We start from the raw sequence: 23,662 nt of genomic DNA, 5'->3' as shown, positions 1-23,662 counted from the left end.
CATTCAGATGAGGGATGGAACGTCAGCTAAAACGTCAGTGCGCTTTGCCATTCGCGAATCCAAGACTTACGCATTTTTGCCACTTCATCAGCACTAAAGCTCAACGACTTGTTTGGAACGCTCAAGGTTTCAAAACCTTTAGGTAACTCAACGTCAGTAACAGGGTACATCCAGTTACCCGTTGGCATCGCTGACTGGAACTCATCACTTAAAATGAAATTCATAAATTGATCAGCAAGTTCTGAATTTTTTGCCCCTTTCACTTTAGCGGCGACTTCAACTTGCATGTAGTGACCTTCAGCAAAATTCGCCGTCGCAAACGTTGAATCGTTTTCCGCAATTAAGTGGTACGCAGGTGACGTAGTGTAAGAAAGCACTAAGTCCGACTCGCCGTTAAGGAACATGGAATACGCTTCTGACCACCCTTTCGTGACCGTTACGGTTTTGCTCGCTAGCTTCTGCCACGCTTGCGTCACATCGTCGCCATAGATGGATTTCATCCACAGCATCAAGCCTTGGCCCGGCGTTGACGTACGCGGATCTTGATAAATCACTTTCAAATCGTCGCGCGTTTCCACCAGCTCTTTCATGCTTTTCGGCGGATTAGCCAGTTTCTCTGTGTTGTACACAAATGCGAAGTAGCCGTAATCGTACGGTACAAACGTCGTATCGCTCCAACCATTTGGTAACACTGTGTTGGCCGTATCCACATTGTGCTCGGTAAGCAGACCGGTTTTCTTTGCTTCTGCCATCAGGTTGTTATCCAGACCTAACACGATGTCGGCTTTGCTATTACCGCCTTCAAGACGAAGACGATTCAGGATCGATACACCATCGTCCAACGCTACGAAGTTAACGTCACAGCCACATTTTGCTTCAAAAGCTTGCTCGATTTTAGGACCCGGCCCCCAATCTGCGGCAAAAGAATCGTAGGTATAAATAGTTAATGGGTTTTCAGCAGCAAACGCTGAAGTAGAGGTAATTGCAGCTAAGGCAATCAGACTTGAAGTGGTTTTCACTGCTCGCTCTCCATGAGTATTTCAGAGAAATAAGTTGAGCGGCACAGGGTTGAGGCGGCTATTAAGGACTTCCAATATCCAGACTCAATTCCTACGCCAGCATTATCTGGTTCAGGTAATACGGGTCCCTAGTTAAGAACTTAGGTCTCAGCGCCCAAATGCATTGATTGACTCAATGCTAAATGGGTTTGCTCCCCGATGAGTTGGATGGATTGTAAAGGTATTTGAGTGGTTACACAATCAGCTCACGAACGCTGGTCATAACCCCAACGAGGCACTAGACCTTGCTCAATACCTAAGTGGTCGAGAATTCTCGCCACCATAAAATCCACTAAGTCTTCAATGCTCTTTGGCTGATGGTAGAAACCCGGAGCCGCTGGCATGATGGTGACGCCCATTTGCGATAGCTTGTGCATGTTCTCCAGATGCAGCGTTGAAAATGGCGTTTCGCGAACGACGAGCAACAACTGCCCACGCTCTTTCATCACCACGTCAGCGGCCCGTTCGATCAAGTTGTCCGACATACCGTGTGCTATGGCCGCAACGCTTCCCGCAGAACATGGGCAAACCACCATTTGCTTGGGTGCCGCAGAGCCAGATGCTACCGGTGAGAACCAGTCATCTTTACCGCAAACGGTGATGTTATCGGGATTGCAGTTCAGGTGCTCTACCAACGCTTGCTTTGCGGCTTCTGGCCCACTTGGCAGCTTAAGGTTGTGTTCGGTTGCCATCACGACACGAGCCGCCGAAGAGATCAGAACGTAGACATGATAATCCGCCGCGACCAAACATTCTAAAAGGCGCAGACCATAAGGCGCACCAGATGCTCCAGTTAACGCTAAAGTGATGGCTTTTTCTGCTTGCTGCTGTTTGTTTTGCATAAAATCAGGCTTTTTGTTTAAGTTGCTCGAGGATCTTGCCGTGAATACCGCCAAAGCCACCATTACTCATCACGAGGATTTGGTCACCTGGCTGCGCACGTTCAACGATTTTCGCTACAAAGTTATCGATGTCAGCGTCAAAAAAAGCAGGTTGCTGACATTGTTCCGCGATATCTTGCACCGACCATTCGATGTTGTCTGGTTGGAATAAGAACACTTCATCTGCGCTGTGTAGCGAATCCGCGAGTGTGTTTTTGTGCACGCCGCGCTTCATAGTGGCAGAACGAGGTTCCAACACGGCAAGAATGCGTTTTTCGCCTACCTTGTTACGCAAACCACCGACGGTGAGTTCAATTGCCGTTGGGTGATGCGCAAAATCATCGTAAACCGTCACACCTTGCTCTTCACCTTTTAACTCAAGACGGCGCTTGGTGTTAATGAAACGGCCCAGAGCCTGACACGCAAGCTCCGGCGTTACGCCAACGTGTCGCGCCGCGGCAATCGCCATCAGTGCATTATCAACGTTATGATCACCCACCAAATCCCATTCGACGGTACCGACCTTCTCGCCTTGCAGAGCAACTTCAAATTTTGAGCCATCGACCACTAATTTGTGCGCTTGCCAGTCGCCATCAACACCTGAAAACTGCTTTTCTGTCCAGCAACCACGCTCTAATACATCCGCCAAAGCTTGGTCTTGCTTCGGAGCTAAGATTAAGCCATTGCCGGGAACCGTTCGCACTAAATGATGGAATTGGCGCTTGATCGCCTCTAGATCATCGAAGATGTCAGCATGATCAAACTCAAGGTTGTTCATGATTAAGGTTCGAGGATGGTAGTGCACAAACTTAGAACGCTTATCGAAAAAAGCACTGTCATATTCGTCCGCTTCAACGACAAAAAACATGCTTTCGCCCAAACGAGCAGAGACTCCAAAGTTACCAAGAACTCCACCAACTAGGAAACCAGGTTGATAACCGCAGTCTTCGAGTATCCAAGCCAGCATGCTCGACGTGGTCGTTTTACCGTGTGTACCCGATACCGCCAATACCCAGCGATCGTGCAGCAAAAACTCGTTGAGCCACTGCGGACCAGAGGTGTAGCGCATGTTGGTATTGAGCACATGTTCAACACATGGGTTACCGCGGCTCATGGCATTACCGATCACCACAAGGTCTGGTTGAGGGTCGAGTTGAGACGGGTCGAAGCCTTCAATAATTTCAATACCTTGAGACTCAAGCAACGTGCTCATCGGTGGGTAAACGTTGGCATCAGAACCAGTGACTTTATGCCCTAATTGGCGCGCTAAAATCGCAGCGCCGCCCATAAATGTGCCACAGATACCCAAGATATGAATGTGCATAAACTAAACCTTGTAATGCGTTCTTTAATGCTTTCATTATCGCGATCACAACCAGAAAAGCGAGAGACTTTAGCCTTCTTCTTGCAGTCCCTTTCACAAATATGACAAGGTTGAACACAGACTGTACAACCTCTTGCTTACTGATGAATCCCTCAAACAAGTCTACAAATAAATTGAGATCTCAAACAGTTACTTCATTACCATTAAAAAGATCTGCGACTTAAACTTACATCCAGCGCAATCGTTTAACATCCATAAAGAGATGCTCACTTGCGCACTACCCCCAATGAAATGAAAATGTAAGGATTAACCATGTCAGGACTGCGCACCCTAGGCGAGTTCATTGTCGAAAAACAAGCGGATTTCCCCCACGCTAGCGGTGATCTATCATCCCTTTTAGCCTCCATTCGTTTAGCTGCAAAAATCGTTAACCGCGAAATCAACGCAGCGGGTCTCGGTGATATCACTGGTGCTGTAGGCACGGAAAATGTCCAAGGTGAAGACCAGCAAAAGCTCGATGTTTACGCGAACGATAAGTTCAAAGCCGCGCTTGAAGCTCGTGACCAAGTGTGTGGCGTTGCCAGTGAGGAAGAAGACGAAGCGGTTGCTTTCAACAAAGAGCTCAACCAAAACGCCAAATATGTGGTACTGATGGACCCACTTGATGGTTCTTCTAACATCGATGTGAACGTCTCTGTCGGTACTATCTTCTCTATTTATCGCCGTGTTTCACCTATTGGCACACCAGCGACAGAAGAAGATTTCCTTCAGCCTGGTCATAAGCAAGTTGCCGCTGGTTACGTGATTTACGGTTCATCAACCATGTTGGTTTACACCACGGGTAACGGCGTAAACGGCTTTACTTACGACCCATCTATCGGCAGCTTCTGCCTTTCTCATGAAAACATGATGATCCCAGAAGAAGGCAAGATTTATTCGATCAACGAAGGTAACTACATTCGCTTCCCTCAAGGGGTGAAGAAGTACATCAAGTACTGCCAAGAGAATGTGCCAGAAGACGGTCGTCCATACACTTCTCGCTACATTGGCTCATTGGTTGCTGATTTCCACCGCAACTTACTGAAAGGTGGTATCTACCTTTACCCTAGTACGCAAAGCCATCCTCAGGGCAAACTGCGTCTACTTTATGAATGTAACCCAATGGCGTTCTTAATTGAGCAAGCGGGCGGTATTGCATCAGACGGCGTCAATCGCATCATGGATATCAAACCAACCGAATTGCACCAACGTGTGCCTTTCTTTGTTGGTTCTAAGAACATGGTTCGCAAAGTTGAAGAGTTCCTTGAACTGCACCGCGACGAAGAATAATTTCAGACCTTTGTCCAACGCGGCAGGTGTTTACCTGCCGCGTTTTTGTCGCTAAAGTGAAACGCGAATTTATCATCAGATGAAGCCGCTTCTGTGTGACTCATCGTTAATGAAAAGGAATATTCTAATGAGCTTAAACCATGTGCCAGCAGGCAAGTCGCTGCCTGAAGATATCTATGTCGTGATCGAAATTCCTGCAAATGCAGATCCAATCAAGTACGAAGTAGATAAAGACTCTGGTGCGGTATTTGTTGACCGTTTCATGTCTGCACCGATGTTCTACCCATGTAACTATGGCTACGTGAACAATACGCTGTCTCTTGATGGCGACCCAGTCGACGTACTGGTACCAACACCATACCCACTTATGCCAGGTTCAGTGATTCGCTGCCGTCCTGTTGGCGTTTTGAAGATGACGGATGAGTCAGGTGAAGACGCAAAAGTGTTTGCGGTTCCACACACCAAAATCTCGAAAGAGTACGATCACATCCAAGATGTGGACGATATCCCAGAACTACTGAAAGCGCAGATCACGCAATTCTTTGAGCGTTACAAAGAGCTTGAAGCAGGTAAATGGGTGAAAGTGGATGGTTGGGCAGATGTTGCTGCCGCTAAAGCTGAGATCCTAGAATCTTACGAGCGCGCTCAGAAAAAATAAGCATCACTGCTAATACAAAATTAAAAAGAGCTGCTTTACGGCAGCTCTTTTGCTTTTCATCTTGTGTAAGTCAACTAGATAGGTGCGCCTGCAGATGACATTCGGCCGGCGTCATAGTCATGCTGAAAGAAAGGGTCTAGGTCATCACAAATACCAAAATACGGACGCCCGATAACACCAAGCATATACGCGCTTTGTTCACAATACTCTTGCTTCCCTTGCTGATAACCCGTTTGATAGGCCATGATCAGTTCAGGCGTAGCATGATTAGTACCATCCAGTGCAGCGATGCGATCTTCAGATAAAACTCTTAATCCATCTAAGGCAGACTGCTTACCAAACGCTTGCCAGTCGGTAGCATTACTCGAGGTCGGCAGGGTTGTTTGCGCGCATGCGGCAAGAATCAACGCCATTGATCCAATTACGAATACCTTCATCATGACTCCTTAGTGACCAGCTCGTCGCTATTGATAATGTCAGTATAGCTCACACCTTTTGACACCAATCTCCGGAAGCGATTTCTTCGGTCAGTTGTTCGGTATCTTGATACAAGTAGATCCAAGCTTGGCCAAACGGCGTGACGATACTCTCTCGACGATACTCTACTGGCACATCTTCCAACTTATCTAGCTCGGATAAGGTTTCATCATCAATCAGATACACTTCACCTTGTATCGAGCGCTGCCCGACAGACAACGCGGGATAAGGACCTAAGTCATAAAGTGCGAACTGAGCATCCGTTTCATGCTGACCAAGAAACTGGGCCGAGCTCAGAAAGTGATGATTACACTCTCCTTTACGCAAGGTCCCATATACAAAAACTAAATGCTGCATAACCACTCCTTAGTCATGAACTTTATGTACGCAGGTGAACAAGCTCTAATCGAACTCAAATTGATAGAGTAGGTCAACCGCACTATCTACACCAGAAACCGCCTCTAAATACAGATCTTGCATCAATCGATAACGCACTGTGAACTCGCCTAGTGAGTTAAAGATGCCGACGCCGTATTTCACCTGTAATCCCGGCAGAATGTAACCACTGACGGTCACTTGAGAATCATCGCCCGAACCCGCCGTATCCAATTGTAAATCTTGAACCCCAAAGGCTTCACCGATTTCACCAACCACGCGTCCACTCTTTGCCAAACTTAGGCCGATCAACGTGGTCGTCATAGCATTGCCTCCCGCTTCGCCATCAATGTCTTGACCGCGAAGTAGGTAAGAGAGCGCATTCGCTTGAGGCATCGCTGGCTCAGAGAATATCTCCACATTTGGATCCGATGCTGGTCCTGTTACACGCACACCAGCAATCACGTCATCTTGGGTATTATCTGGGTTTCGAATCGCCTTAATAGAAACGTACGGCTGATCTGCCGGACCATTCATTAAGATCTTACCTTCTTCAATCACCAAATCCTGACCAAAAGAACGGTAAGAACCGTCGACGATATTAACCTCACCAACGATGAACGGACCTTTATCTTTCTGTGTCACATTGAGGTTACCTTTCAGACCACCTTTCAAGCCAAAGGCGGCCAGTTGGAAGTCATCACCGATCTTAATGTTGATATCCGTTTCAACATCAAATGGCATTGGCTCGATATCACTCACAGGCTGTAAGTTCTGGTCCAAAATCACGGTGTCGCTTGAAACACCAACCGCACTTGGTGGCAGCTCTTCAACCACAACTCGTCCCCAAGGCAGATTAATATTACCTTCGACCTTAGCAAGCTGTGGTGTGACATCAATGGTCATGTCCGGCTCAACTTTGATTTTTACCATTGGTGGAAGATCCACCTGAAGCTCTTTCGCAAATACGCGCGCTTTGGTATGCCAATTTTGTAGATCCTGCCAATCGGCCTCACCGGTCACTTCCAACTCACCATCTGGCGTCATGATACCCGCATCAAGATCCGCTTGGTGGCCTTTAAAGTTGATCGCGACCTGACCGGAGTTAATGTCTATCGGCGTGACTTCACCTTGTAGCTTCATTTGATCAATCAAGAACTGACCGTTGACTTTAGGGTGCATAACATCACCAGATATCGCCAAATCAGTATTCATGTTCGCTTTGAATAGGCTGTACTCACCTATCAACGGCGCTAAGAAATCCAGATGGAATGTCGATAGCGAGACCTTACCGTCAATCTCAGGCTGCTCAGACGTTACATCGACTAAAGAAACCTGACCTGATAAGTCACCATTGTCTCTCACATCAAATAACCACTCAGCATCTAACTTGTCTTTTGCCAGCGCCGCTTTAAAGCTAAAGCTTTCCCAACCAAGAGTTATCGGCTGCTCTAGTGCTTGCTCTACTTGACCTTTAGGCATATCAACGTTCACCGTGACTTCCGGCTTCATCTCTGGTGTCCATTTTGCTGTCGCTTGCGCGTTGACCGACCCTTGTAATTTCGTCTCTGGCGGCAGGAACTGCTTGATTTGTTCAAAGTCAAAGTCGTTCACAGCTAACTTGGCTTCGCCACTTTGACCAACACTAATATCTTCGGTCAAACAAACACTCGAATTGGCTTGCAGCCAACAATGTGCTTGAACATCAGCGATTTGTTTATCAATGTTGACTTTAACCGCCGTCGATTTCTGCAACGCCCAAGGTCCCTGCGGCGTGCTCAAAGTAAGACGACGCAATGCACCATCCCAGATCATTTGCGGCTTCTGTATGAATGAGCCTTCAATTTCTAAGCTGGTTGATACAATGTCAGACACCACATCTAGCGTCAGTTGGTGCATTTTTTCATCCCCAGAGACTTCAAGGTCTGCACTATCAACTTTAATGTCGTCGTAGGTAATGTTGTTCGCAATGAGGCTTAAGTTCGCTTTCGGTGCTGGCAGAGGCGTCACATCCCCCTTCAAGGTTATGTTTTCAACGTTCGCTTGCTGCTGCCAGTTCACTTGATTTAGCGCTAGGTCTAATTTGATGTCAGGCTCTTTCAAGCTACCACGCAGCGCCACGTTGCCTTGCATCTTACCCGCTAGATCCGGAACACTTTTCGCAAAATCGGGGAAGTTAACCTCAACATCCATTAATATCTGCTTATCAATCTTACCCTTGGCACTCAATTGGTTAGGGCCATGAGAAAGCGCTAAACCTTGCGTAGTAAGCTGAATGTCTTCACCTTTGCCATTCTTATCAGACGCTTCCAGTTGGCCTTCCACATTCAGCGGATAACCGCGTAAGATGCCATCGATATCTAACTTAGGTAAACTGACTTGCCAACCGCCTTGCTCTGTTAAAGAACCTGAAGTCGAGAGGCTACCACTGATATCGCCTTCCGCTTCTTCCCATTGAAGCCCTGGTTGAATATGTTGCAAATTAAGGTCAGCTTGCCAGTTGATTGGCGCAGCCCAATTCGCCATCACCTGACCGGATAGCTCACCGCCCAATGTTTTGACTACCAGGCTTTCAAGATCGATTTGCTCTAATGTGCCTTTGCCGTTTAGTGCAACATCTACAGCAGGAATATCTTTACCCGAAGCTTGTGTTTCTAGTGCCACAGTGTATCCGTCCAGGGAACCTTTTGCAGATAAACTTGGTACCGATACTTGATAATCACTTTGACCGATTAACGGCCATTGCGCTTGCACATTTTTGATTGCAACATCAAAGGGTAACTGCGCTTTCAGGGGCTGAAGTTCACCTTTGATCTCCGCTTCGACTAGTTCAGATAAGGTCGCAGTGAGAGAAATATCTCCCACCGAACCAGCAGCTGACAGCGACAGCTTTTGTCCCTTCGCATCCGCTTGCTTCACCAGCGCATCGAGCTGAGCTTTGAGAGGATAGTCGGCAGAAAGCGTTACTTGCGTGCTTAACTTACCTTCCACTTCAGGCATATCGAGCTCTAATGTTTTCACATCAACACGGTCGCCCCCCGCTTTCGCTACAGCACCAAGGTGGTGAACGATCACCGGCTTCTCACCTGCAAGCTTGAAGTTATGAATATCGAGGCGTCTTGCTTCCACAGTGAGTGGAATCCACACCTCAGGTAACACAATATCTTGCGGCGGAGCGTCAGCGTCTTTCGGCTCGTCTGTGGCCGCTTCAGGTTCAGCTTCACTTGGAGCCAGTGCGACATTGATGTCTTTTAATGCCGTCGGCGCAATCACTAAACGGTCGCCTTGCATAGAAAGCCCGGTAGAGAAATCTTGCCAGTCAATTTGGTTGCCTAAAATGTTTAAGTTAATGCCATCAAAACTGACCTTATTAACAAAAATAGGGACTGGTGTACTGACTGTACGTAATGGTGGTGTCTCCTCTGGCTCTTCGCCTGCCGGAGGGAGCTCTGGCATCTGAAAGTTAACACCTTGCAGGGTTAGCTCATCGACACAGACTTTAGGATCAAAGAAACAACGGAAGTTAACCGCTAACGCTAAACGATCGACTTTTGCGTCGATGCTCAAAGATTCGTCGACAAAACTGACGTTCTGTAGCTCAAAACGAGGAAATAATGAACCCTGAACTTTCTCTATCTGTAGTTGCGGTAAAGCCTTTTCTGCTCCCCACAACGCGAGCTTAAGACCAGGGTGAGTAAATAGCACTGTCGCAACAAAAATGATGAGCAACAGCAATAGACCAATCAAACTTAGCGACAGCCATTTGGTCCACTTAAACATCATTTTGATCATAACTCAGGCCCCAATGAGAAGTGGATGCGGAACTCTCTTTCTGGTTTTTCATCCAGTCCCCACGCAAAATCAAAGCTAACCGGTCCAACCGGAGACGCCCAACGGATACCCACACCAGCACCCGATTTCCATTCAGGTGTTTCGTTAAATGCATCACCAATATCGTAGAAGGTGGCTGCCCACCAGTTTCCATACACGCGATATTGATATTCTAATGTGCTGCTAACGATGTATTTACCACCCGTCAAGGCGCCACTTTCATCCACAGGTGAAATAGACTCATATCCATAACCACGAATGTTGTTATCACCACCAGCGAAGAAACGCAGAGAAGGCGAAAGCTTTTCAAATTCGTCAGTGATGTTCGCACCACCTTCTAAACGGAACAAACCACGATGATTATCACCGATCCCGCGGATCCAAGATGATCGCCCTAATAGGCGCAATACTCGCGTTTCTGACAGCAAAGCAGGATCACCATATTCGATCGTTACACTCTGCTTATCCCCCCACATTGGCATGTTGCCACCACGGACACGAGTTCGTGAAAAAGTAGCTCCGGGTAAAACAAATTGCACCCCATCATCTTGCAGACCTTGAGAGAAGTTTTCGTACAAGTGACGAACATAAATGGTTTTATGCCAGCCGCCATCGGTTAGCCAATGTCGCTCAACTGCCAGGTTGGATTCCAAACTCTCCGTATCTCGGTTATCAAGGTGCTTTAAACCAAATTGCAGTTGGTAGTATTCACGCAATACATCATCAAGCGGGATTTTGTAGCCTGCCGTGATCGTCTGTTCTGGCTTTGATAGTGATAACGCCGTATTAAAGCTGTGGCCACGTGAACTAACCCATGGTTTTTTCCATTTTAACGTGCCACGCACACCAGTATCGGTCGAGTAACCAAGACCGGTTTCTATTTGGTTTTTTGACGCTGGCGCGAGCGAGACCTTAATTGGCAATTCGCGTCCCTCATCCAATTTACTTAAATCAGGCTCCACAAAAACCGATGAAAACCAATCGGTATTAGACAGATTTTGGTTGTACTCCCCCACTTGCGAAACCAAGTAAGGTTCACCAATTTCAAAAGGTCGCATTGATTCAACACGGTTTTCCCAAATCTGACTGCCAGTAATGTTAATCGGACCAAAGTGATAACGAATACCGCTGTCATAATGCAAACGCACATTCGCTTCATTGAAGTCAGGAATCACTTCAAGTTTGCTGAGCTTGTAATCACCATTGAAATAACCACGCTGCAACGCCAAGTTACGAATACTCGATTTCAGGCTATCGTATTCACCTTGATTCAATACTTTGCCGACTTTAAGCGGTGAACGTTCAATAAGTTTGGTGAACTCTTCATCGTCTTTTGCTTCACCTGTGATCACCACATCCATGACTTTCACTTTCACAGGTAAACCCGGCTTGATGCTGACGATCAACTCATCATTCCCTTCCGGAATAGAGTATGAAATTTTTGCATGATAATACCCAAGCGCATTAAGAGCTTCAGTGATACTTTGATCTAATCTCGCTTGAAAGCGCAGAGAAGTGGAGTAGTCCTTCGCTGGAATGGACGACAGGTACGCACTGACATTCTCTTCTAAAGCGCCATCGATGCCTTTTAAAGTCAAAGAAACATCGGCATAGGCACCATGAGAAAAGGCAAACAGGCCAACAATGGTGAGGAGAGCTTTTTTTATCATGCTTTTTTGGCTGAATGAGGTTAAGTAAACGTAAATAATGATAACGCCAATTAAAGTCTAAGTCTGTAATATTAATAGGTTTAACGCGGTCTATGTCATCACAGCATCAGATACAGACGAAATGAAAAAGTTCGCAAATTTAAGACACGTATTGAAGGACAAATACCATGCTCAACAAACAAACATTGATCAGTATAGAAGATGCCTTGCCAGGTAGAGATCAACCGATGCAGGTTGAAGATCATCATTTTGTAAATAAATCTAACTTAAAGGCACCATTGGAGCCGCATCAACAACAAATTCTGCTGGGAATGGGCTGCTTTTGGGGTGCTGAGCGCGTATTTTGGCAACTGGATGGGGTTATCTCCACTTCGGTTGGCTACGCCGGTGGATATACACCCAATCCTACTTATGAAGAGGTGTGTACGGGTAAAACAGGCCATACAGAGGTAGTACGAGTCGTCTTCGATGAACGCGTGATTTCCTTAGAAAAACTACTGGCCGTTTTTTGGGAGAAACATGACCCAACCCAGGGGATGCGTCAAGGTAACGATTTGGGCACACAATACCGTTCGGCTATTTACACTTATTCCGCGAAGCAGCAAGAGAGCGCAGAAAAATCGAAGCTCTTGTATCAACAAGCACTGCAAGAGGAACTACGCGCGAATATCACCACTGAGATACAGCCAGCGGGCCCGTATTATTTTGCCGAAACTTACCACCAGCAATACCTGGCTAAAAACCCTGACGGTTACTGCGGTATCGGTGGCACAGGTGTTTGCTTCCCACCCAGCTTACAAAGTTAGTTCCTACGACTAACTCAAACCAAAAAGAGCGACCGAATAGGTCGCTCTTTTTTGAAATCGAAAACTAAATTCAAGCCAACGGGCTCTTAAACAGACAGCGAAGCAATCACTTGGTTGACTTCTTTAAAGATGGTGAGTCTTTTCTGATCGTTGACGTCAGGGAGCAAAACTTTGCCATTGTCGAACTGAAAACATCCAACCCCAGCAATAAAGAATTGACCTTTGAACAACGTTTTAACGAAACGTGCCACTTGTAATGGTCGGTATACAGCAAACTCACGTAGCATAACTCACCTCAATTCCTTTGAGAAAACACGGATTGCTTATTTATCCTCTGCAATCTTGATGCGCAATCTGCGACGAGGTTCATTTTAGCAAATTCTAAATATAACGCAATATTACACCACCCCATACGTTAAATAAATGTTATCAACAGTTCTACAAATTTCCTAGATCTGGATATATACTGGAAAACTTCCAACTCGTACGGAATATAACAATATGAAAACTAAGACTCTCCTACCTCTACTATTGGCTATAACGCCAAGCTTTGCGTTTGCACACAACCTATCTGTCGGTGAGACCGTTCCTTCTGCCAAGGTCGCGGCTTATGGCGAGATTGTTTTGCAAGGTGAGGGCGTGGCATACCAACCATGGGCAACCCAGCATATGCAGGGTAAGGTTCGTGTTATTCAAGCAATCGCAGGTCGTAGCAGTTCAAAAGAAATGAACGCCCCTTTGATGTCAGCAATAACCGCCGCGCAATTCCCGCAAGAAAGCTACCAAACAACTACGATCATTAACCAAGATGATGCGATCTGGGGGACAGGTTCGTTCGTGAAATCTTCAGCCCAAGACAGCAAAAAAGAGTTTCCTTGGTCATCTATGGTTCTGGATGAAAATGGCGTAGTCGCCAACACTTGGGATCTTAAAGAAGAAAGCTCTGCCATTATTGTTCAAGACAAAACAGGCAAAGTGCTGTTTGTAAAAGAAGGCGCACTTGAGCAAGATGAAATTGCAAAGGTGATCGAGCTAATTAAACAGAACATCTAGTCTCGTTGCTTGGCTCCTTAATATCCGTAATACACAATATAAGGAGCCATGCGACCAAACTTAAAGCCGAGATTTCTGTTGCCCCTAGTTTAACGCTCAGTGATTCCACCAAGGAGACTGTCTCAGATTCGGCGACATCGCATGTGTTGACGTAAATTTTCCCACTAGCCAACAAAAGAGTGAACTTTTACTCATTATGGGTGTTATATTATAACAGTCGGTAAGAGGAGCTCAGATGTACCACCACCAGCAAAAGATACGGAAGCATTGGCATCGCACTGTTTTATTTTTCAGTGTCGCGTTGCTGATCGCTTGGAACTTTGCGGTAATCCTTCATCAAGTTGATCTGACTCCCGAACACCACACACACCATCATTGCCAGCTATTTTCTGGGGTTCAGCACGGCATAGCCAAAGCTCAACCGACCCTATCGACGCCAACATTTACGCGCATCCAATACCATGATGTCTTTCAGCGCCTTGTTAATAGTGAAGACATTCGTGGTGCAGCTCGTGCCCCGCCTTATTTTGCTTAATTTCCAAACTATTCCACACTCAACATAATTTGTGCGTATTCCTGCACCTCACGTGTCAGCGAATCGCACCTTAGTAAATACAAATCTGATCCGGTATTGCTCGGGTTAGTGCCAGCAAAATTAGGAAACACAAAATGTCATCGAAACATGTTTTAGCGCTTGTCATTGGTCTCTCTTTATCGACAGCAGCAAATGCGGACGAATACCGCCAGCACGGTGCTCATGTGCATGGTCACGTCGAATTTAATATCGCCCAAGATGGAAAGGATCTGTTAGTGGAGATTACTGCTCCCGGTGCCGATGTGGTCGGTTTCGAGCATGCTCCAGAAAATGAACAACAAGAGCAAGCACTTAAACAAGCCATTGCCACCCTAGAAGACAGCAACACACTGTTTGCGATTAACGCGCAAGCCAATTGTGATATTGAAGAAGCTTACGTAAACCATAACCTCAGCACCCCTCATGAAGACCATGATCATAGCGAGCACGGCCATGATGACCATGCAAATCACAATCATGAAGGGCACGAACACCATGATCACCACAATGAACATCATGATGAACATGAGCACCATGACGGTCACGATGCTCACCATGAGGAGCATGAAAATGGCGGACATGGTGAGTTTTCGGTGCAATATCGCTTCAGCTGTGACCAAGTTAACCAACTCAGTCACATTCAAACCGACTGGTTTAATCAATTTCCAACGACTGAGTCAATCAACGTCAATATATTCACTGACACCATGCAATCAGCCATCAAACTGAGCAAAGATAACTCCCAAATCGTAATCAAATAACACGAGTGGCGTGTAAGTACACACTTACACGCCAATGCTTTGGTGATTTAGTATGACTGAAATCATGTCAAACGTTGTTGAGCTAAATAATGCCCAGTTTGTCTGGCCCGGTTCAACACACGCAACCATTCATATTCCACAGTTACATATTGCCCAAGGTGAGCACGTATTTATCAAAGGTCCCAGTGGCTGCGGTAAATCTACGCTGCTTGCCCTACTAACTGGCATCAACACGTTAACATCAGGCTCTCTATCCGTACTGAATACTGACCTTGTTAGTTTAAGTGCAAGTCAAAGAGACAAATTTCGCGCCGATCACATTGGCTATATCTTTCAGCAGTTCAATTTATTACCTTATTTAAACGTACTTGAAAACGTACTACTGCCTTGCCAATTCAGTCAAACACGACGTGGCCGCGCTCATTCAAGAGTGCCATCTCAAACGTTAGAAGAGCAAGCTCAAGCTCTGCTTGAAAGACTCCACCTACCCAGCGAGCTTCATACGCGTCCTGTATCGGAACTGAGCATTGGCCAACAACAACGTGTTGCGGCTGCACGAGCACTCATTGGGTATCCGGGGTTAGTGATTGCTGACGAGCCAACCTCCGCTCTAGACCACGATAACCGTAAAGCGTTTATTGAACTCCTGATGGAGCAAACGAATCAAGCCAACGCTACGCTGATCTTCGTCAGTCACGATCCAACGCTTGAGCCCTTATTTGACCGCACACTTAACTTACCAGATATTAACCAAGCATCTGACCTAGGAGCCGCATCATGAGCGCTGTTGCAAAGCTCGCGTGGAAGAGCTTAATCAATCGTAAGGCGACGGCAATATTAACCATCATGACAGTCGCGATTTCTGTCGTACTCCTTTTAGGAGTAGAGCGCATTCGTACTCAGGCAAAAGATAGCTTCGCCAATACAATTTCAGGCACCGACCTCATCATTGGTGGCCGTTCTGGACAAGTGAACTTGCTGCTCTACTCTGTATTTCGCATTGGCAATGCCACCAACAACATTGACTGGAAGAGCTACCAAGAGTTTGCCAATCATCGAGCAGTAGATTGGGCGATTCCAATCTCACTTGGCGACTCGCACAAAGGATTCCGAGTCATGGGAACCAACCACAGCTATTTTGAACACTATAAATTCGGAAGTAAGCAATCACTAACCTTTTCAGAAGGCCGAGAATTCAATGGCTTATTTGAAACCGTGCTCGGTTCTGATGTCGCAAAACAGCTGGGGTATCACGTCGGTAGTGAAATCATCATTGCCCACGGCATTAGTGATGTAGGCTTTAGCCGACATGACAACCTGCCATTCAAAGTTGTCGGTATTCTTGCGCCCACTGGCACGCCAGTCGACAAAACCGTCCATGTATCGCTAGAAGCCATCGAAGCCATCCACGTCGGATGGGAAAGCGGTGCACGTTTAGGCCCAACACCCAAAGCACAAGACCTCAAAAACAGAGACTTTCAGCCCAAGCAAATTACCGCGATGCTGGTCGGTTTGAAATCTCGTATTCAGACTTTCGCCCTACAAAGGCAAATCAACACTTATCCCAAAGAACCGCTTAGCGCGATTATGCCCGGGGTTGCGTTGCATGAATTGTGGGGAATGATGTCTGTTGCCGAGCAAGCCTTAATGGCAGTGTCTGGTTTTGTAGTGATTGCAGGATTACTCGGCATGCTAAGCAGCTTATTAACCAGCTTGCAGGAGCGCCGCCGTGAAATGGCGATTTTGCGCGCTATGGGAGCAAGACCTCGTCATGTTTTCTCATTGTTGATCAGCGAAGCCAGTCTACTTACTGCCGCCGGAATTGTGACCGGAGTGGCAGGGCTGTATGCCATTCTCACCATCGTGCAACCTATCATTCAACAGCATTATGGAATACATCTGACTTTAAGCCTCTTATCGCCCTATGAATGGATGCTATTAGGTTTCGTACAATGCGCTGGAATTGTAATTGGTTTCATCCCGGCTTTTCGCGCCTACCGACAGTCACTAAGTGACGGAATGACAATAAGGATTTAATAAAATGTGGAGAAAAATACTCGCAAGTTGCTTGCTGATCGTCTCATTTATAGCACCAGTACTCGCAAGCGAGGAGCCATTAACGCTCGACTGGATAGATCTAGTACCTGAGAAAGAACGCAAACTGTTCGACAGCGTGGGCATGCCAGCTTCTGATCACAGTGGCGGCGCAGCGCAACAGTCTAAAATTGGTAACGTTCGACCTGAGCTAAATGGAAGCCAAGTTAAAATCCCGGGCTTTGTCATCCCGCTTGAAGGTGACGCGAATACCGTCACCGAGTTTTTGTTGGTGCCATACTTTGGAGCTTGTATCCACGTACCACCACCGCCACCAAACCAAATCATTTACGTGAAGTTTCCCAAAGGCGCACCCGTTCAAGAACTGTGGGATGTCATATATGTGGTTGGAGAGTTGAAAACCGAGACGATAAGCCACGAGCTGGCTGAAACGGCTTACGTTATTGAGGGATCGAAAATAGAAGCCTACGACGATATGTAGTTTAAGTCGTTGACATGCATCGGTACACCTAAGGCGTCACATCGGCGCCTTTTTTAGTTCTGTGTTACACGATATAACGAGACAAATACGCTAATACGCCAACATAAATAACCAAAAGAAACGCTATCGACAGGTGCTTTTTTAATTTACCTGCTTCTGAGAACTTCATTGTCCCTCCAAAATAACGATAACAATTTTAACAACTCATTATCATTTTGGATAGCCCTATTCGTTCAAAAACTGAGAACTCCTATCTGGTCGCCTGGTTAGATAAGGTGTAAATTTAAACAAGCGAACAGCGCAGTTCTTGGTAGGAAAATTAATGGCAGAACCGACAAAGCAACCTGTTGTCATCGAACATCAGTCAAACGCACAAAAAAATACGCAACAAGAAAAGAAGCAGGGCTACATCAAAGACAGTGCCAGCAAGGTAAAAACCATTGCCCAAATACACGGTCTTGATGCCTTACTGCAAACCGATCCACCAGCCAAATCCGCGCTTGAAAGAGCCCAACTGCGTGAACAGAGACGCCAAGAACAGCGACAAAAAAACCTAGAGCAGATTCTAAAGCTAGCACACAGTTCATGCCGAGATGAAACTGCCGGAGAGCCCGACCAAGACTGGTTGTATCGTTTTTTTGAAATGGCTCAAGACATCCATAACAGCGCGATGCAAAAGTTATGGGCTCAAGTGATGAAGCGTGAAGTGACAAACCCAGGCTCGACGTCTATGAAAGCGCTCAAAGTCCTCAAAGATATGTCACCAAAAGAAGCGCAAACTCTGCAAAGAGCCGCCTCTCTGGCGTGCAGTTTTGGAGGGGATCACAGTCGCAAGCTGTTAATTGGTTATAAAGCGCAAGGAGGAATATTTAGCTTCGGCAAACGAGACATCGCCAACAGCTTAAACATGGGAAGTTTTCAGCTGCCCTATTCAAGTTTGTTGCTGTTGATTGAACTAGGGTTACTGCATAGTACCGAGCTTGAATCTGGCGAAATTGGTATCGAGACGCCATTGGTCCTCACCTACCAAGGTAAAAACTTGTCGCTGAACGTGAACAGCAAAGGCGTCCGCCTTTTATATTACCGCTTCACGCCAACAGGCAATGAGCTCTGTACCTTGCTCGGTAACAAACCACATGCCGACTACTACGACCAAATGCTTGCGCTTTTAAATCATAGATTTAGTGTCCATAGTGACGCTAAAAGTACGGTTCATCATACCGTGTAGGCAGTTCGAGAAGCATTTGACCACCCATGATCTAAATGCTTCTTAAGCCGCTCAAAGAGCTTGAGGTCACCAATGATCCAAATGCTTATTTATCGGATCACTGCACGCGACTTAAGCGCTTCCAAGCACAAGTCCACCAGCTCATCGACGCTTTTTTCGCCCGCTGGTAAATCGACTTCCGGATTCTTCGGTGCTTGATATTCAGAATCAATACCAGTGAAGTTAGGAATTTCTCCCGCACGTGCTTTGCGGTACAAACCTTTAGGATCGCGACCTTCGCAGACTTCTAGAGATGCATTGACGAACACTTCGATAAACTCACCTTCTGGCAATAAGTCGCGCACTAGCTGTCGCTCTGCGCGATGCGGTGAAATGAACGCCGACAACACAATTAAGCCGGCATCCGCCATCAGTTTAGCCAGTTCACCAATACGACGAATATTCTCGCGACGATCCTGTTCAGAAAAGCCCAAATCACTACACAGGCCATGTCGCACATTGTCACCATCCAATAAATAAGTGTGGTAACCCAATGCTGCAAGGCGATTTTCCAACGCCCCCGCTACGGTTGATTTACCCGCTCCAGATAAGCCAGTAAACCACAATACGGCAGGTTTTTGCTTCTTTAATTCAGCACGAAACTGTTTATCGACCGAATGCTGGTGCCAAACAATGTTTTCATCTTTTACCGTCGTTTCGGCAGTCATAACGTATCCTTGTAAATATCGGAATTAAAACGGGAAGAAGACCGGAATCAAAGTAAGTACTAATACAGAGTACACAATCGAAATCGGCACACCAATTCTCACATAGTCGGTCAATTTATAATTTCCTACGCTGTACACCAGTAAGTTGGTTTGATAACCGTAGGGAGAAATAAAGCTCGCACTGGCGCCAAACAAGACCGCCATAATGAATGGCATCGGATCAACGCCATAACCGACCGCCATGCTATAGCCAATAGGAAAAGAAAGCGCAGCCGCGGCATTATTCGTCACCAGTTCAGTAAGAACTAATGTCATGATGTAAGTTGCGACCAAGGCTCCAAACACGCCCCAGCCATTGAACGCTTCAATAAACATCGCTCCCATTCTCTCTGACAAGCCGGAAGAGATCATCAATTGAGCGATGGACAAAGCAGAGCCGACAATCACAACGATATCAATTGGGAAACGGCGGCGCAGTTCTGAAATCTGTACAATGCCAAACGCGATAAGTGCGATAAGATACGCGGCGAGGCCTTTAATAATCGGTACTAGCTCTAATAGCGCACACCCAATTACGGCAGCAAAGCCCAGTAGCACGATGGAGGATTTATTTGTATCAAGCCGAGCGCTAGAGTCCAAATCATGCACTAAAACAAACTCTTTACGATGAGCTCGGCGCTCCGATTCAAAACGCTTCCCCGGAACCAGAACTAACGTGTCACCTGGCGCTAAGGTAATGCTACCCAAACCGCCCTCTAGGCGCTCATGGCCACGACGAATAGCGACAACAACGGCATCAAAGCGGTCACGGAATCGGCTCTCTTTAAGTGTTTTATAGCAAAACGTCGCGGATGAGCTCACCACAACTTCAATAAAATTTTGCCCATTCAAGTGCTGCTGACCAAAAAGCTTGAGGCCCGGAATTTCTTGCAGGGTCGCGACGCTCTCAACATCACCACAAAACAACAAACGGTCTTTCGCATTGAGTACAAAATCCGGTCCTACAGAGGAAACCGTCACGCCATCTCGTACAACCTCCGCAAGAAACAGTTTGCGCAGCGCACGTAAATTATTCTCGCTGACCGTGCGCCCAACTAACGGTGAACCAGGCTCTACGCGAGACTCGAGAAAGTACGGTAAATCTTCTTGGCTTTGATCATCGTAGTTCGGCAGTAAGTAACTGAGCGGGATAAGAATCAGCATTCCTCCCACCAACACCGCCAAGCCAATCATCGTGGGTGTAAAAAAGCTCAGGCTCGGCAAACCGGCATCTTCTACAAAGCTGTTGATGATTAAGTTGGTCGACGTACCTATCAAAGTTAACGTGCCACCAAAAATGGCCGCGTAAGACAGCGGGATGAGTAATTTCGAAGGCGCATGCTGCTGATTACGCTTAATCGCTCCAATCAATGAGACAACCACTGCAGTATTATTCGTGAATGAAGAGAGCAAGGCCGTTGATACACCGAGCTTAGCGATCACACTACCTAACTGGCCTTCAGAAATACTACGGCTCACCCAACTGATTAGTAACGTTTTTTCTAAAGCACACGATGCAAGAATCAACAGAACCAGAGTCAATAACGAAGAGTTGGTAAAGTTGGATGCGATCGTGGCTGAATCCATCATTCCCGCCATAAATGCAATAAAAGCGGCACCCGCAAAGACATAACTAGGCTTAATTTTTGTGACAAGCAAACAAGTGATAATGCCAAGCAAAATCGCTAATACAAACCCTTGTTCCCACATAGCCTTTCCTTACCAAATCGCCCAAAGGGCACAACAACGGCTCATTTATCCGTGAGACACCAGACAAACGAGTAAACAGACCAAAATCAGCGCAAGCGAAAAGAACATCAGAATGCTCGGTTTTCTTGGGCTTCACCGAAGCATTCTGGTATTAGGAGAATAACCTAACTGCATTTCGCAACTCAGTTAGGCAACGACGCCCCAAGCACAACAACAGACAGAATCAGAGCTTATCGTGCTCGGGCGCGCCAATTACTTTTTCAGCAATTGGCTGACGTCTTTTGCTTCCCAGTGTGGGAAGTGTTTACGCACAAGTGCATTCAGCTCAACTTCAAACGCAGAGATGTCCGTCAAGTCGCGCTCAACCACCGCGAGGCTTTCTTTGACCATGCCTGCACCAACCGTCACGTTCGTCAGACGATCGATAATGATGAAGCCGCCGGTATCAGCACAATCTTGGTAATTGTCCAGCGCAACTGACTCATTGAGAGACCATTCACACAAGCCAATACCATTCAATGGCAGCTCTGCCGCACTATGAGTCGATAGGTTGTTGATATCATATTGGTGACGAATCGCTTCAACATGGCCCACAGTTTTCTTACCCGCGATTTTGATGTCGTAGTCACGACCCGGTTGCAGAGGTTGCTCTGTCATCCATACCACATCGGCAAGCAAGTGGTTTGTGGTTTCCACTTGAGCATTGTCTAGGACAATCAAATCGCCACGGCTAATATCGATCTCATCGCTTAGCGTCAGAGTGACCGCCAACCCAGCACGAGCTTCCTCAATATCACCATCAAACGTAACAATGCGTGCCACGGTTGACGTTTTCCCCGATGGTAATGCTTTGATGGCATCACCGACTTTGATCGAACCTGAAGAAATCGTCCCCGCAAAACCACGGAAATCGAGGTTAGGACGGTTAACGTATTGCACAGGGAAGCGGAACTCACCCGCACCTTTTTCTTGATCCACATCGACAGTTTCAAGAAGTTCAAGCAATGACGGGCCTTTAAACCAGCTTAGGTTTTGCCCTTTATCCACCACATTGTCACCTTCAAGCGCCGAAATCGGGATGATTTGAATATCAATATCCCCGGTTAGGTTCTCAGAAAACTTAAGATACTCATCGCGGATTTCTTCAAAGCGCTCTTGCGAGTAATCCACTAAATCCATCTTGTTGATCGCCACAACAAAGTGTTTCAAACCCAGTAGGTTGGAAATAAAAGAGTGACGACGAGTTTGATCAAGAATGCCTTTACGTGCATCAACTAAGATCACCGCTAAGTCACACGTCGATGCGCCTGTTGCCATATTACGCGTGTACTGCTCGTGCCCAGGAGTATCGGCGATGATGAACTTACGTTTCTGCGTCGAGAAATAGCGGTAAGCCACATCAATCGTGATCCCCTGCTCGCGCTCAGCTTGTAAGCCATCGACCAACAACGCAAGGTCAGGCTTTTCACCCGTGGTGCCCACACGTTGGCTGTCTGAATGCACTGCCGCTAGCTGATCTTCATAAATTTGTTTTGAGTCATGGAGTAAGCGACCGATTAGTGTACTTTTACCGTCATCTACCGAGCCACAAGTCAAGAATCTAAGTAACGACTTGTACTGGTGTTGTGTTAAATAGCCTTCGATACCAAGCTCGGCTAATTGAGCTTCAACTGCACTGTTCATTATCTTTCCTTAGATCCTTTAGAAGTAACCTTGACGTTTCTTAAGCTCCATCGATCCTGACTGATCGTGGTCGATCGCTCGACCTTGGCGCTCACTCGACGTTGCCACCAGCATCTCTTCGATAATGCCAGTTAAAGTGTTTGCTTCAGACTCGATAGCCCCAGTCAATGGATAACAACCAAGAGTACGGAAGCGCACACTCTTCTCTTCAATCACTTCACCCGGTTGAAGCTCCATACGATCATCATCAACCATGATCAGCATGCCATCGCGTTCAACAACTGGGCGTTTGTCCGCGAGGTAAAGCGGCACGATCTCGATGTTTTCTAAATAGATGTATTGCCAGATATCAAGCTCAGTCCAGTTCGAAAGTGGGAATACACGAATGCTCTCACCCTTATTAACCTGGCCGTTGTAGGTCTTCCATAGCTCAGGACGTTGGTTTTTAGGGTCCCAGGTATGGTTCTTGTCACGGAACGAATACACTCGTTCTTTTGCGCGTGATTTTTCTTCATCACGACGAGCGCCACCAAAAGCAGCATCGAAGCCATATTTGTTTAGCGCCTGCTTAAGACCTTGCGTTTTCATGATGTCCGTATGCTTTGACGAGCCATGAACAAACGGACTGCAGCCCATGGCTAGACCTTCTGGGTTCTTATGTACCAAAAGCTCAAAGCCGTATTTGGCAGCGGTGCGATCGCGAAATTCAATCATCTCGCGGAATTTCCAGTCGGTATCGACATGCAGAAGTGGGAATGGAATTTTGCCCGGGTAAAACGCTTTACGCGCTAGGTGCAGCATCACTGATGAGTCTTTACCAATCGAATACATCATGACTGGGTTATCAAACTCAGCCGCAACTTCGCGGATAATATGGATACTCTCCGCTTCGAGTTGTTTAAGGTGAGTTAAACGTTGTTGGTCCATGTTTTGTATTTCCTTTTTAAGCTTGAAGGCGCATT

The 23,662-nt window shown here is 46.6% G+C and carries 22 protein-coding genes and 1 riboswitch; of the genes, 10 read left to right on the top strand and 12 right to left on the bottom strand.

The window, feature by feature from the left end; all coding sequences use genetic code 11:
- Positions 1-26: 26 nt before the first annotated feature.
- The 3 genes from thiB to mpl all read right to left on the bottom strand — a co-directional run bounded on the left by thiB (position 27) and on the right by mpl (position 3,263).
- A complete protein-coding gene (gene thiB, locus NL644_RS17465) occupies positions 27-1,019 on the bottom strand; it encodes a thiamine ABC transporter substrate binding subunit (protein WP_047009039.1) in 993 nt (330 codons plus the stop codon).
- Positions 1,020-1,090: 71 nt separating this feature from the next.
- A riboswitch (TPP riboswitch) is annotated at positions 1,091-1,227 on the bottom strand.
- Positions 1,228-1,264: 37 nt separating this feature from the next.
- Entirely contained in the window at positions 1,265-1,900 is a 636-nt protein-coding gene (locus tag NL644_RS17460) for a flavin prenyltransferase UbiX (protein WP_046874042.1), read from the bottom strand.
- Between the two features lie 4 nt (positions 1,901-1,904).
- Positions 1,905-3,263 carry a UDP-N-acetylmuramate:L-alanyl-gamma-D-glutamyl-meso-diaminopimelate ligase gene (mpl, locus tag NL644_RS17455; RefSeq protein WP_253658674.1) on the bottom strand — a complete coding sequence of 453 codons (1,359 nt, stop codon included), beginning with the start codon at positions 3,261-3,263 and terminating at the stop codon, positions 1,905-1,907.
- Positions 3,264-3,575: 312 nt separating this feature from the next.
- Between mpl and fbp the strand changes: the two genes are divergently transcribed.
- Positions 3,576-4,592, top strand: coding sequence for a class 1 fructose-bisphosphatase (gene fbp, locus NL644_RS17450; RefSeq protein WP_005392321.1), 1,017 nt, complete (start codon positions 3,576-3,578; stop codon positions 4,590-4,592).
- Positions 4,593-4,719: 127 nt separating this feature from the next.
- On the top strand, positions 4,720-5,250 hold the full coding sequence (gene ppa, locus NL644_RS17445; RefSeq protein WP_012841160.1) for an inorganic diphosphatase: 531 nt from the start codon (positions 4,720-4,722) through the stop codon (positions 5,248-5,250).
- A 74-nt stretch (positions 5,251-5,324) separates the two neighbouring features.
- Here ppa and NL644_RS17440 read toward each other — a convergent pair whose 3' ends face one another.
- The 4 genes from NL644_RS17440 to NL644_RS17425 are packed head-to-tail and all read right to left on the bottom strand — an operon-like array spanning position 5,325 to position 11,603.
- Positions 5,325-5,687: a DUF2799 domain-containing protein gene (locus NL644_RS17440; RefSeq protein WP_114323097.1), complete on the bottom strand. Its 363-nt coding sequence runs from the start codon at positions 5,685-5,687 to the stop codon at positions 5,325-5,327.
- Between the two features lie 49 nt (positions 5,688-5,736).
- The gene (locus tag NL644_RS17435) at positions 5,737-6,084 is read right to left on the bottom strand and encodes a gamma-glutamylcyclotransferase (protein ID WP_012841162.1); all 348 of its coding nucleotides are present in this window, start codon (positions 6,082-6,084) and stop codon (positions 5,737-5,739) included.
- 45 nt (positions 6,085-6,129) lie between these two features.
- On the bottom strand, positions 6,130-9,894 hold the full coding sequence (locus NL644_RS17430) for a translocation/assembly module TamB domain-containing protein (protein WP_253658673.1): 3,765 nt from the start codon (positions 9,892-9,894) through the stop codon (positions 6,130-6,132).
- Positions 9,891-11,603, bottom strand: coding sequence for an autotransporter assembly complex family protein (locus tag NL644_RS17425; RefSeq protein ID WP_253658672.1), 1,713 nt, complete (start codon positions 11,601-11,603; stop codon positions 9,891-9,893). Before NL644_RS17425 ends, NL644_RS17430 begins: the two co-directional genes overlap by 4 nt.
- Before the next feature lie 167 nt (positions 11,604-11,770).
- Between NL644_RS17425 and msrA the strand changes: the two genes are divergently transcribed.
- Positions 11,771-12,409 (top strand): peptide-methionine (S)-S-oxide reductase MsrA, encoded by a 639-nt coding sequence (gene msrA, locus NL644_RS17420; RefSeq protein ID WP_005392333.1) that lies wholly within the window; start codon positions 11,771-11,773, stop codon positions 12,407-12,409.
- A gap of 86 nt (positions 12,410-12,495) precedes the next feature.
- On the opposite strand, the gene NL644_RS17415 is transcribed toward msrA, so the two are convergent.
- Complete coding sequence (locus NL644_RS17415) at positions 12,496-12,696, bottom strand: DUF1107 domain-containing protein (RefSeq protein ID WP_012841164.1); 201 nt, start codon at positions 12,694-12,696, stop codon at positions 12,496-12,498.
- Positions 12,697-12,910: 214 nt separating this feature from the next.
- On the opposite strand from NL644_RS17415, the gene NL644_RS17410 reads away from it, so the two are divergent.
- The 7 genes from NL644_RS17410 to NL644_RS17380 all read left to right on the top strand — a co-directional run bounded on the left by NL644_RS17410 (position 12,911) and on the right by NL644_RS17380 (position 18,561).
- On the top strand, positions 12,911-13,462 hold the full coding sequence (locus tag NL644_RS17410; protein ID WP_005392336.1) for a YtfJ family protein: 552 nt from the start codon (positions 12,911-12,913) through the stop codon (positions 13,460-13,462).
- A gap of 235 nt (positions 13,463-13,697) precedes the next feature.
- Positions 13,698-13,997, top strand: coding sequence for a DUF2607 family protein (locus NL644_RS17405; protein ID WP_005392338.1), 300 nt, complete (start codon positions 13,698-13,700; stop codon positions 13,995-13,997).
- Between the two features lie 134 nt (positions 13,998-14,131).
- Positions 14,132-14,797: a DUF2796 domain-containing protein gene (locus tag NL644_RS17400; protein WP_248381515.1), complete on the top strand. Its 666-nt coding sequence runs from the start codon at positions 14,132-14,134 to the stop codon at positions 14,795-14,797.
- A 52-nt stretch (positions 14,798-14,849) separates the two neighbouring features.
- The gene (locus tag NL644_RS17395; protein ID WP_114323093.1) at positions 14,850-15,578 is read left to right on the top strand and encodes an ABC transporter ATP-binding protein; all 729 of its coding nucleotides are present in this window, start codon (positions 14,850-14,852) and stop codon (positions 15,576-15,578) included.
- A complete protein-coding gene (locus NL644_RS17390) occupies positions 15,575-16,834 on the top strand; it encodes an ABC transporter permease (RefSeq protein ID WP_253658671.1) in 1,260 nt (419 codons plus the stop codon). Before NL644_RS17395 ends, NL644_RS17390 begins: the two co-directional genes overlap by 4 nt.
- A 4-nt stretch (positions 16,835-16,838) precedes the next feature.
- Positions 16,839-17,333 carry a DUF3299 domain-containing protein gene (locus tag NL644_RS17385; protein ID WP_012841166.1) on the top strand — a complete coding sequence of 165 codons (495 nt, stop codon included), beginning with the start codon at positions 16,839-16,841 and terminating at the stop codon, positions 17,331-17,333.
- A gap of 322 nt (positions 17,334-17,655) precedes the next feature.
- Positions 17,656-18,561, top strand: coding sequence for a TIGR03899 family protein (locus NL644_RS17380; RefSeq protein ID WP_114323091.1), 906 nt, complete (start codon positions 17,656-17,658; stop codon positions 18,559-18,561).
- A gap of 89 nt (positions 18,562-18,650) precedes the next feature.
- On the opposite strand, the gene cysC is transcribed toward NL644_RS17380, so the two are convergent.
- The 4 genes from cysC to cysD all read right to left on the bottom strand — a co-directional run bounded on the left by cysC (position 18,651) and on the right by cysD (position 23,627).
- Complete coding sequence (gene cysC, locus NL644_RS17375) at positions 18,651-19,268, bottom strand: adenylyl-sulfate kinase (RefSeq protein WP_005392350.1); 618 nt, start codon at positions 19,266-19,268, stop codon at positions 18,651-18,653.
- A gap of 24 nt (positions 19,269-19,292) precedes the next feature.
- Positions 19,293-21,017, bottom strand: a complete 1,725-nt coding sequence (locus NL644_RS17370) for an SLC13 family permease (protein ID WP_005392351.1) — start codon at positions 21,015-21,017, stop codon at positions 19,293-19,295.
- Between the two features lie 252 nt (positions 21,018-21,269).
- Positions 21,270-22,700 (bottom strand): sulfate adenylyltransferase subunit CysN, encoded by a 1,431-nt coding sequence (cysN, locus tag NL644_RS17365; RefSeq protein ID WP_046874053.1) that lies wholly within the window; start codon positions 22,698-22,700, stop codon positions 21,270-21,272.
- 18 nt (positions 22,701-22,718) lie between these two features.
- Complete coding sequence (cysD, locus tag NL644_RS17360; protein ID WP_005379592.1) at positions 22,719-23,627, bottom strand: sulfate adenylyltransferase subunit CysD; 909 nt, start codon at positions 23,625-23,627, stop codon at positions 22,719-22,721.
- Positions 23,628-23,662: the final 35 nt, after the last annotated feature.

This window comes from Vibrio sp. Y10_XG_PY6, from assembly GCF_024181795.1.
Taxonomy (GTDB): Bacteria; Pseudomonadota; Gammaproteobacteria; order Enterobacterales; family Vibrionaceae; genus Vibrio; species Vibrio diabolicus.
This window is presented reverse-complemented; position numbering and strand designations above follow the sequence as displayed.

Excerpts from the sequence above, each read along its gene's own strand:
- NL644_RS17460 (WP_046874042.1), bottom strand. The coding sequence starts at position 1,900 with ATGCAAAACAAACAGCAGCAAGCAGAAAAAGCCATCACTTTAGCGTTA.
- mpl (WP_253658674.1), bottom strand. The coding sequence starts at position 3,263 with ATGCACATTCATATCTTGGGTATCTGTGGCACATTTATGGGCGGCGCT.
- fbp (WP_005392321.1), top strand. The coding sequence starts at position 3,576 with ATGTCAGGACTGCGCACCCTAGGCGAGTTCATTGTCGAAAAACAAGCG.
- ppa (WP_012841160.1), top strand. The coding sequence starts at position 4,720 with ATGAGCTTAAACCATGTGCCAGCAGGCAAGTCGCTGCCTGAAGATATC.
- NL644_RS17440 (WP_114323097.1), bottom strand. The coding sequence starts at position 5,687 with ATGAAGGTATTCGTAATTGGATCAATGGCGTTGATTCTTGCCGCATGC.
- NL644_RS17435 (WP_012841162.1), bottom strand. The coding sequence starts at position 6,084 with ATGCAGCATTTAGTTTTTGTATATGGGACCTTGCGTAAAGGAGAGTGT.
- NL644_RS17430 (WP_253658673.1), bottom strand. The coding sequence starts at position 9,894 with ATGATCAAAATGATGTTTAAGTGGACCAAATGGCTGTCGCTAAGTTTG.
- NL644_RS17425 (WP_253658672.1), bottom strand. The coding sequence starts at position 11,603 with ATGATAAAAAAAGCTCTCCTCACCATTGTTGGCCTGTTTGCCTTTTCT.
- msrA (WP_005392333.1), top strand. The coding sequence starts at position 11,771 with ATGCTCAACAAACAAACATTGATCAGTATAGAAGATGCCTTGCCAGGT.
- NL644_RS17415 (WP_012841164.1), bottom strand. The coding sequence starts at position 12,696 with ATGCTACGTGAGTTTGCTGTATACCGACCATTACAAGTGGCACGTTTC.
- NL644_RS17410 (WP_005392336.1), top strand. The coding sequence starts at position 12,911 with ATGAAAACTAAGACTCTCCTACCTCTACTATTGGCTATAACGCCAAGC.
- NL644_RS17405 (WP_005392338.1), top strand. The coding sequence starts at position 13,698 with ATGTACCACCACCAGCAAAAGATACGGAAGCATTGGCATCGCACTGTT.
- NL644_RS17400 (WP_248381515.1), top strand. The coding sequence starts at position 14,132 with ATGTCATCGAAACATGTTTTAGCGCTTGTCATTGGTCTCTCTTTATCG.
- NL644_RS17395 (WP_114323093.1), top strand. The coding sequence starts at position 14,850 with ATGACTGAAATCATGTCAAACGTTGTTGAGCTAAATAATGCCCAGTTT.
- NL644_RS17390 (WP_253658671.1), top strand. The coding sequence starts at position 15,575 with ATGAGCGCTGTTGCAAAGCTCGCGTGGAAGAGCTTAATCAATCGTAAG.
- NL644_RS17385 (WP_012841166.1), top strand. The coding sequence starts at position 16,839 with ATGTGGAGAAAAATACTCGCAAGTTGCTTGCTGATCGTCTCATTTATA.
- NL644_RS17380 (WP_114323091.1), top strand. The coding sequence starts at position 17,656 with ATGGCAGAACCGACAAAGCAACCTGTTGTCATCGAACATCAGTCAAAC.
- cysC (WP_005392350.1), bottom strand. The coding sequence starts at position 19,268 with ATGACTGCCGAAACGACGGTAAAAGATGAAAACATTGTTTGGCACCAG.
- NL644_RS17370 (WP_005392351.1), bottom strand. The coding sequence starts at position 21,017 with ATGTGGGAACAAGGGTTTGTATTAGCGATTTTGCTTGGCATTATCACT.
- cysN (WP_046874053.1), bottom strand. The coding sequence starts at position 22,700 with ATGAACAGTGCAGTTGAAGCTCAATTAGCCGAGCTTGGTATCGAAGGC.
- cysD (WP_005379592.1), bottom strand. The coding sequence starts at position 23,627 with ATGGACCAACAACGTTTAACTCACCTTAAACAACTCGAAGCGGAGAGT.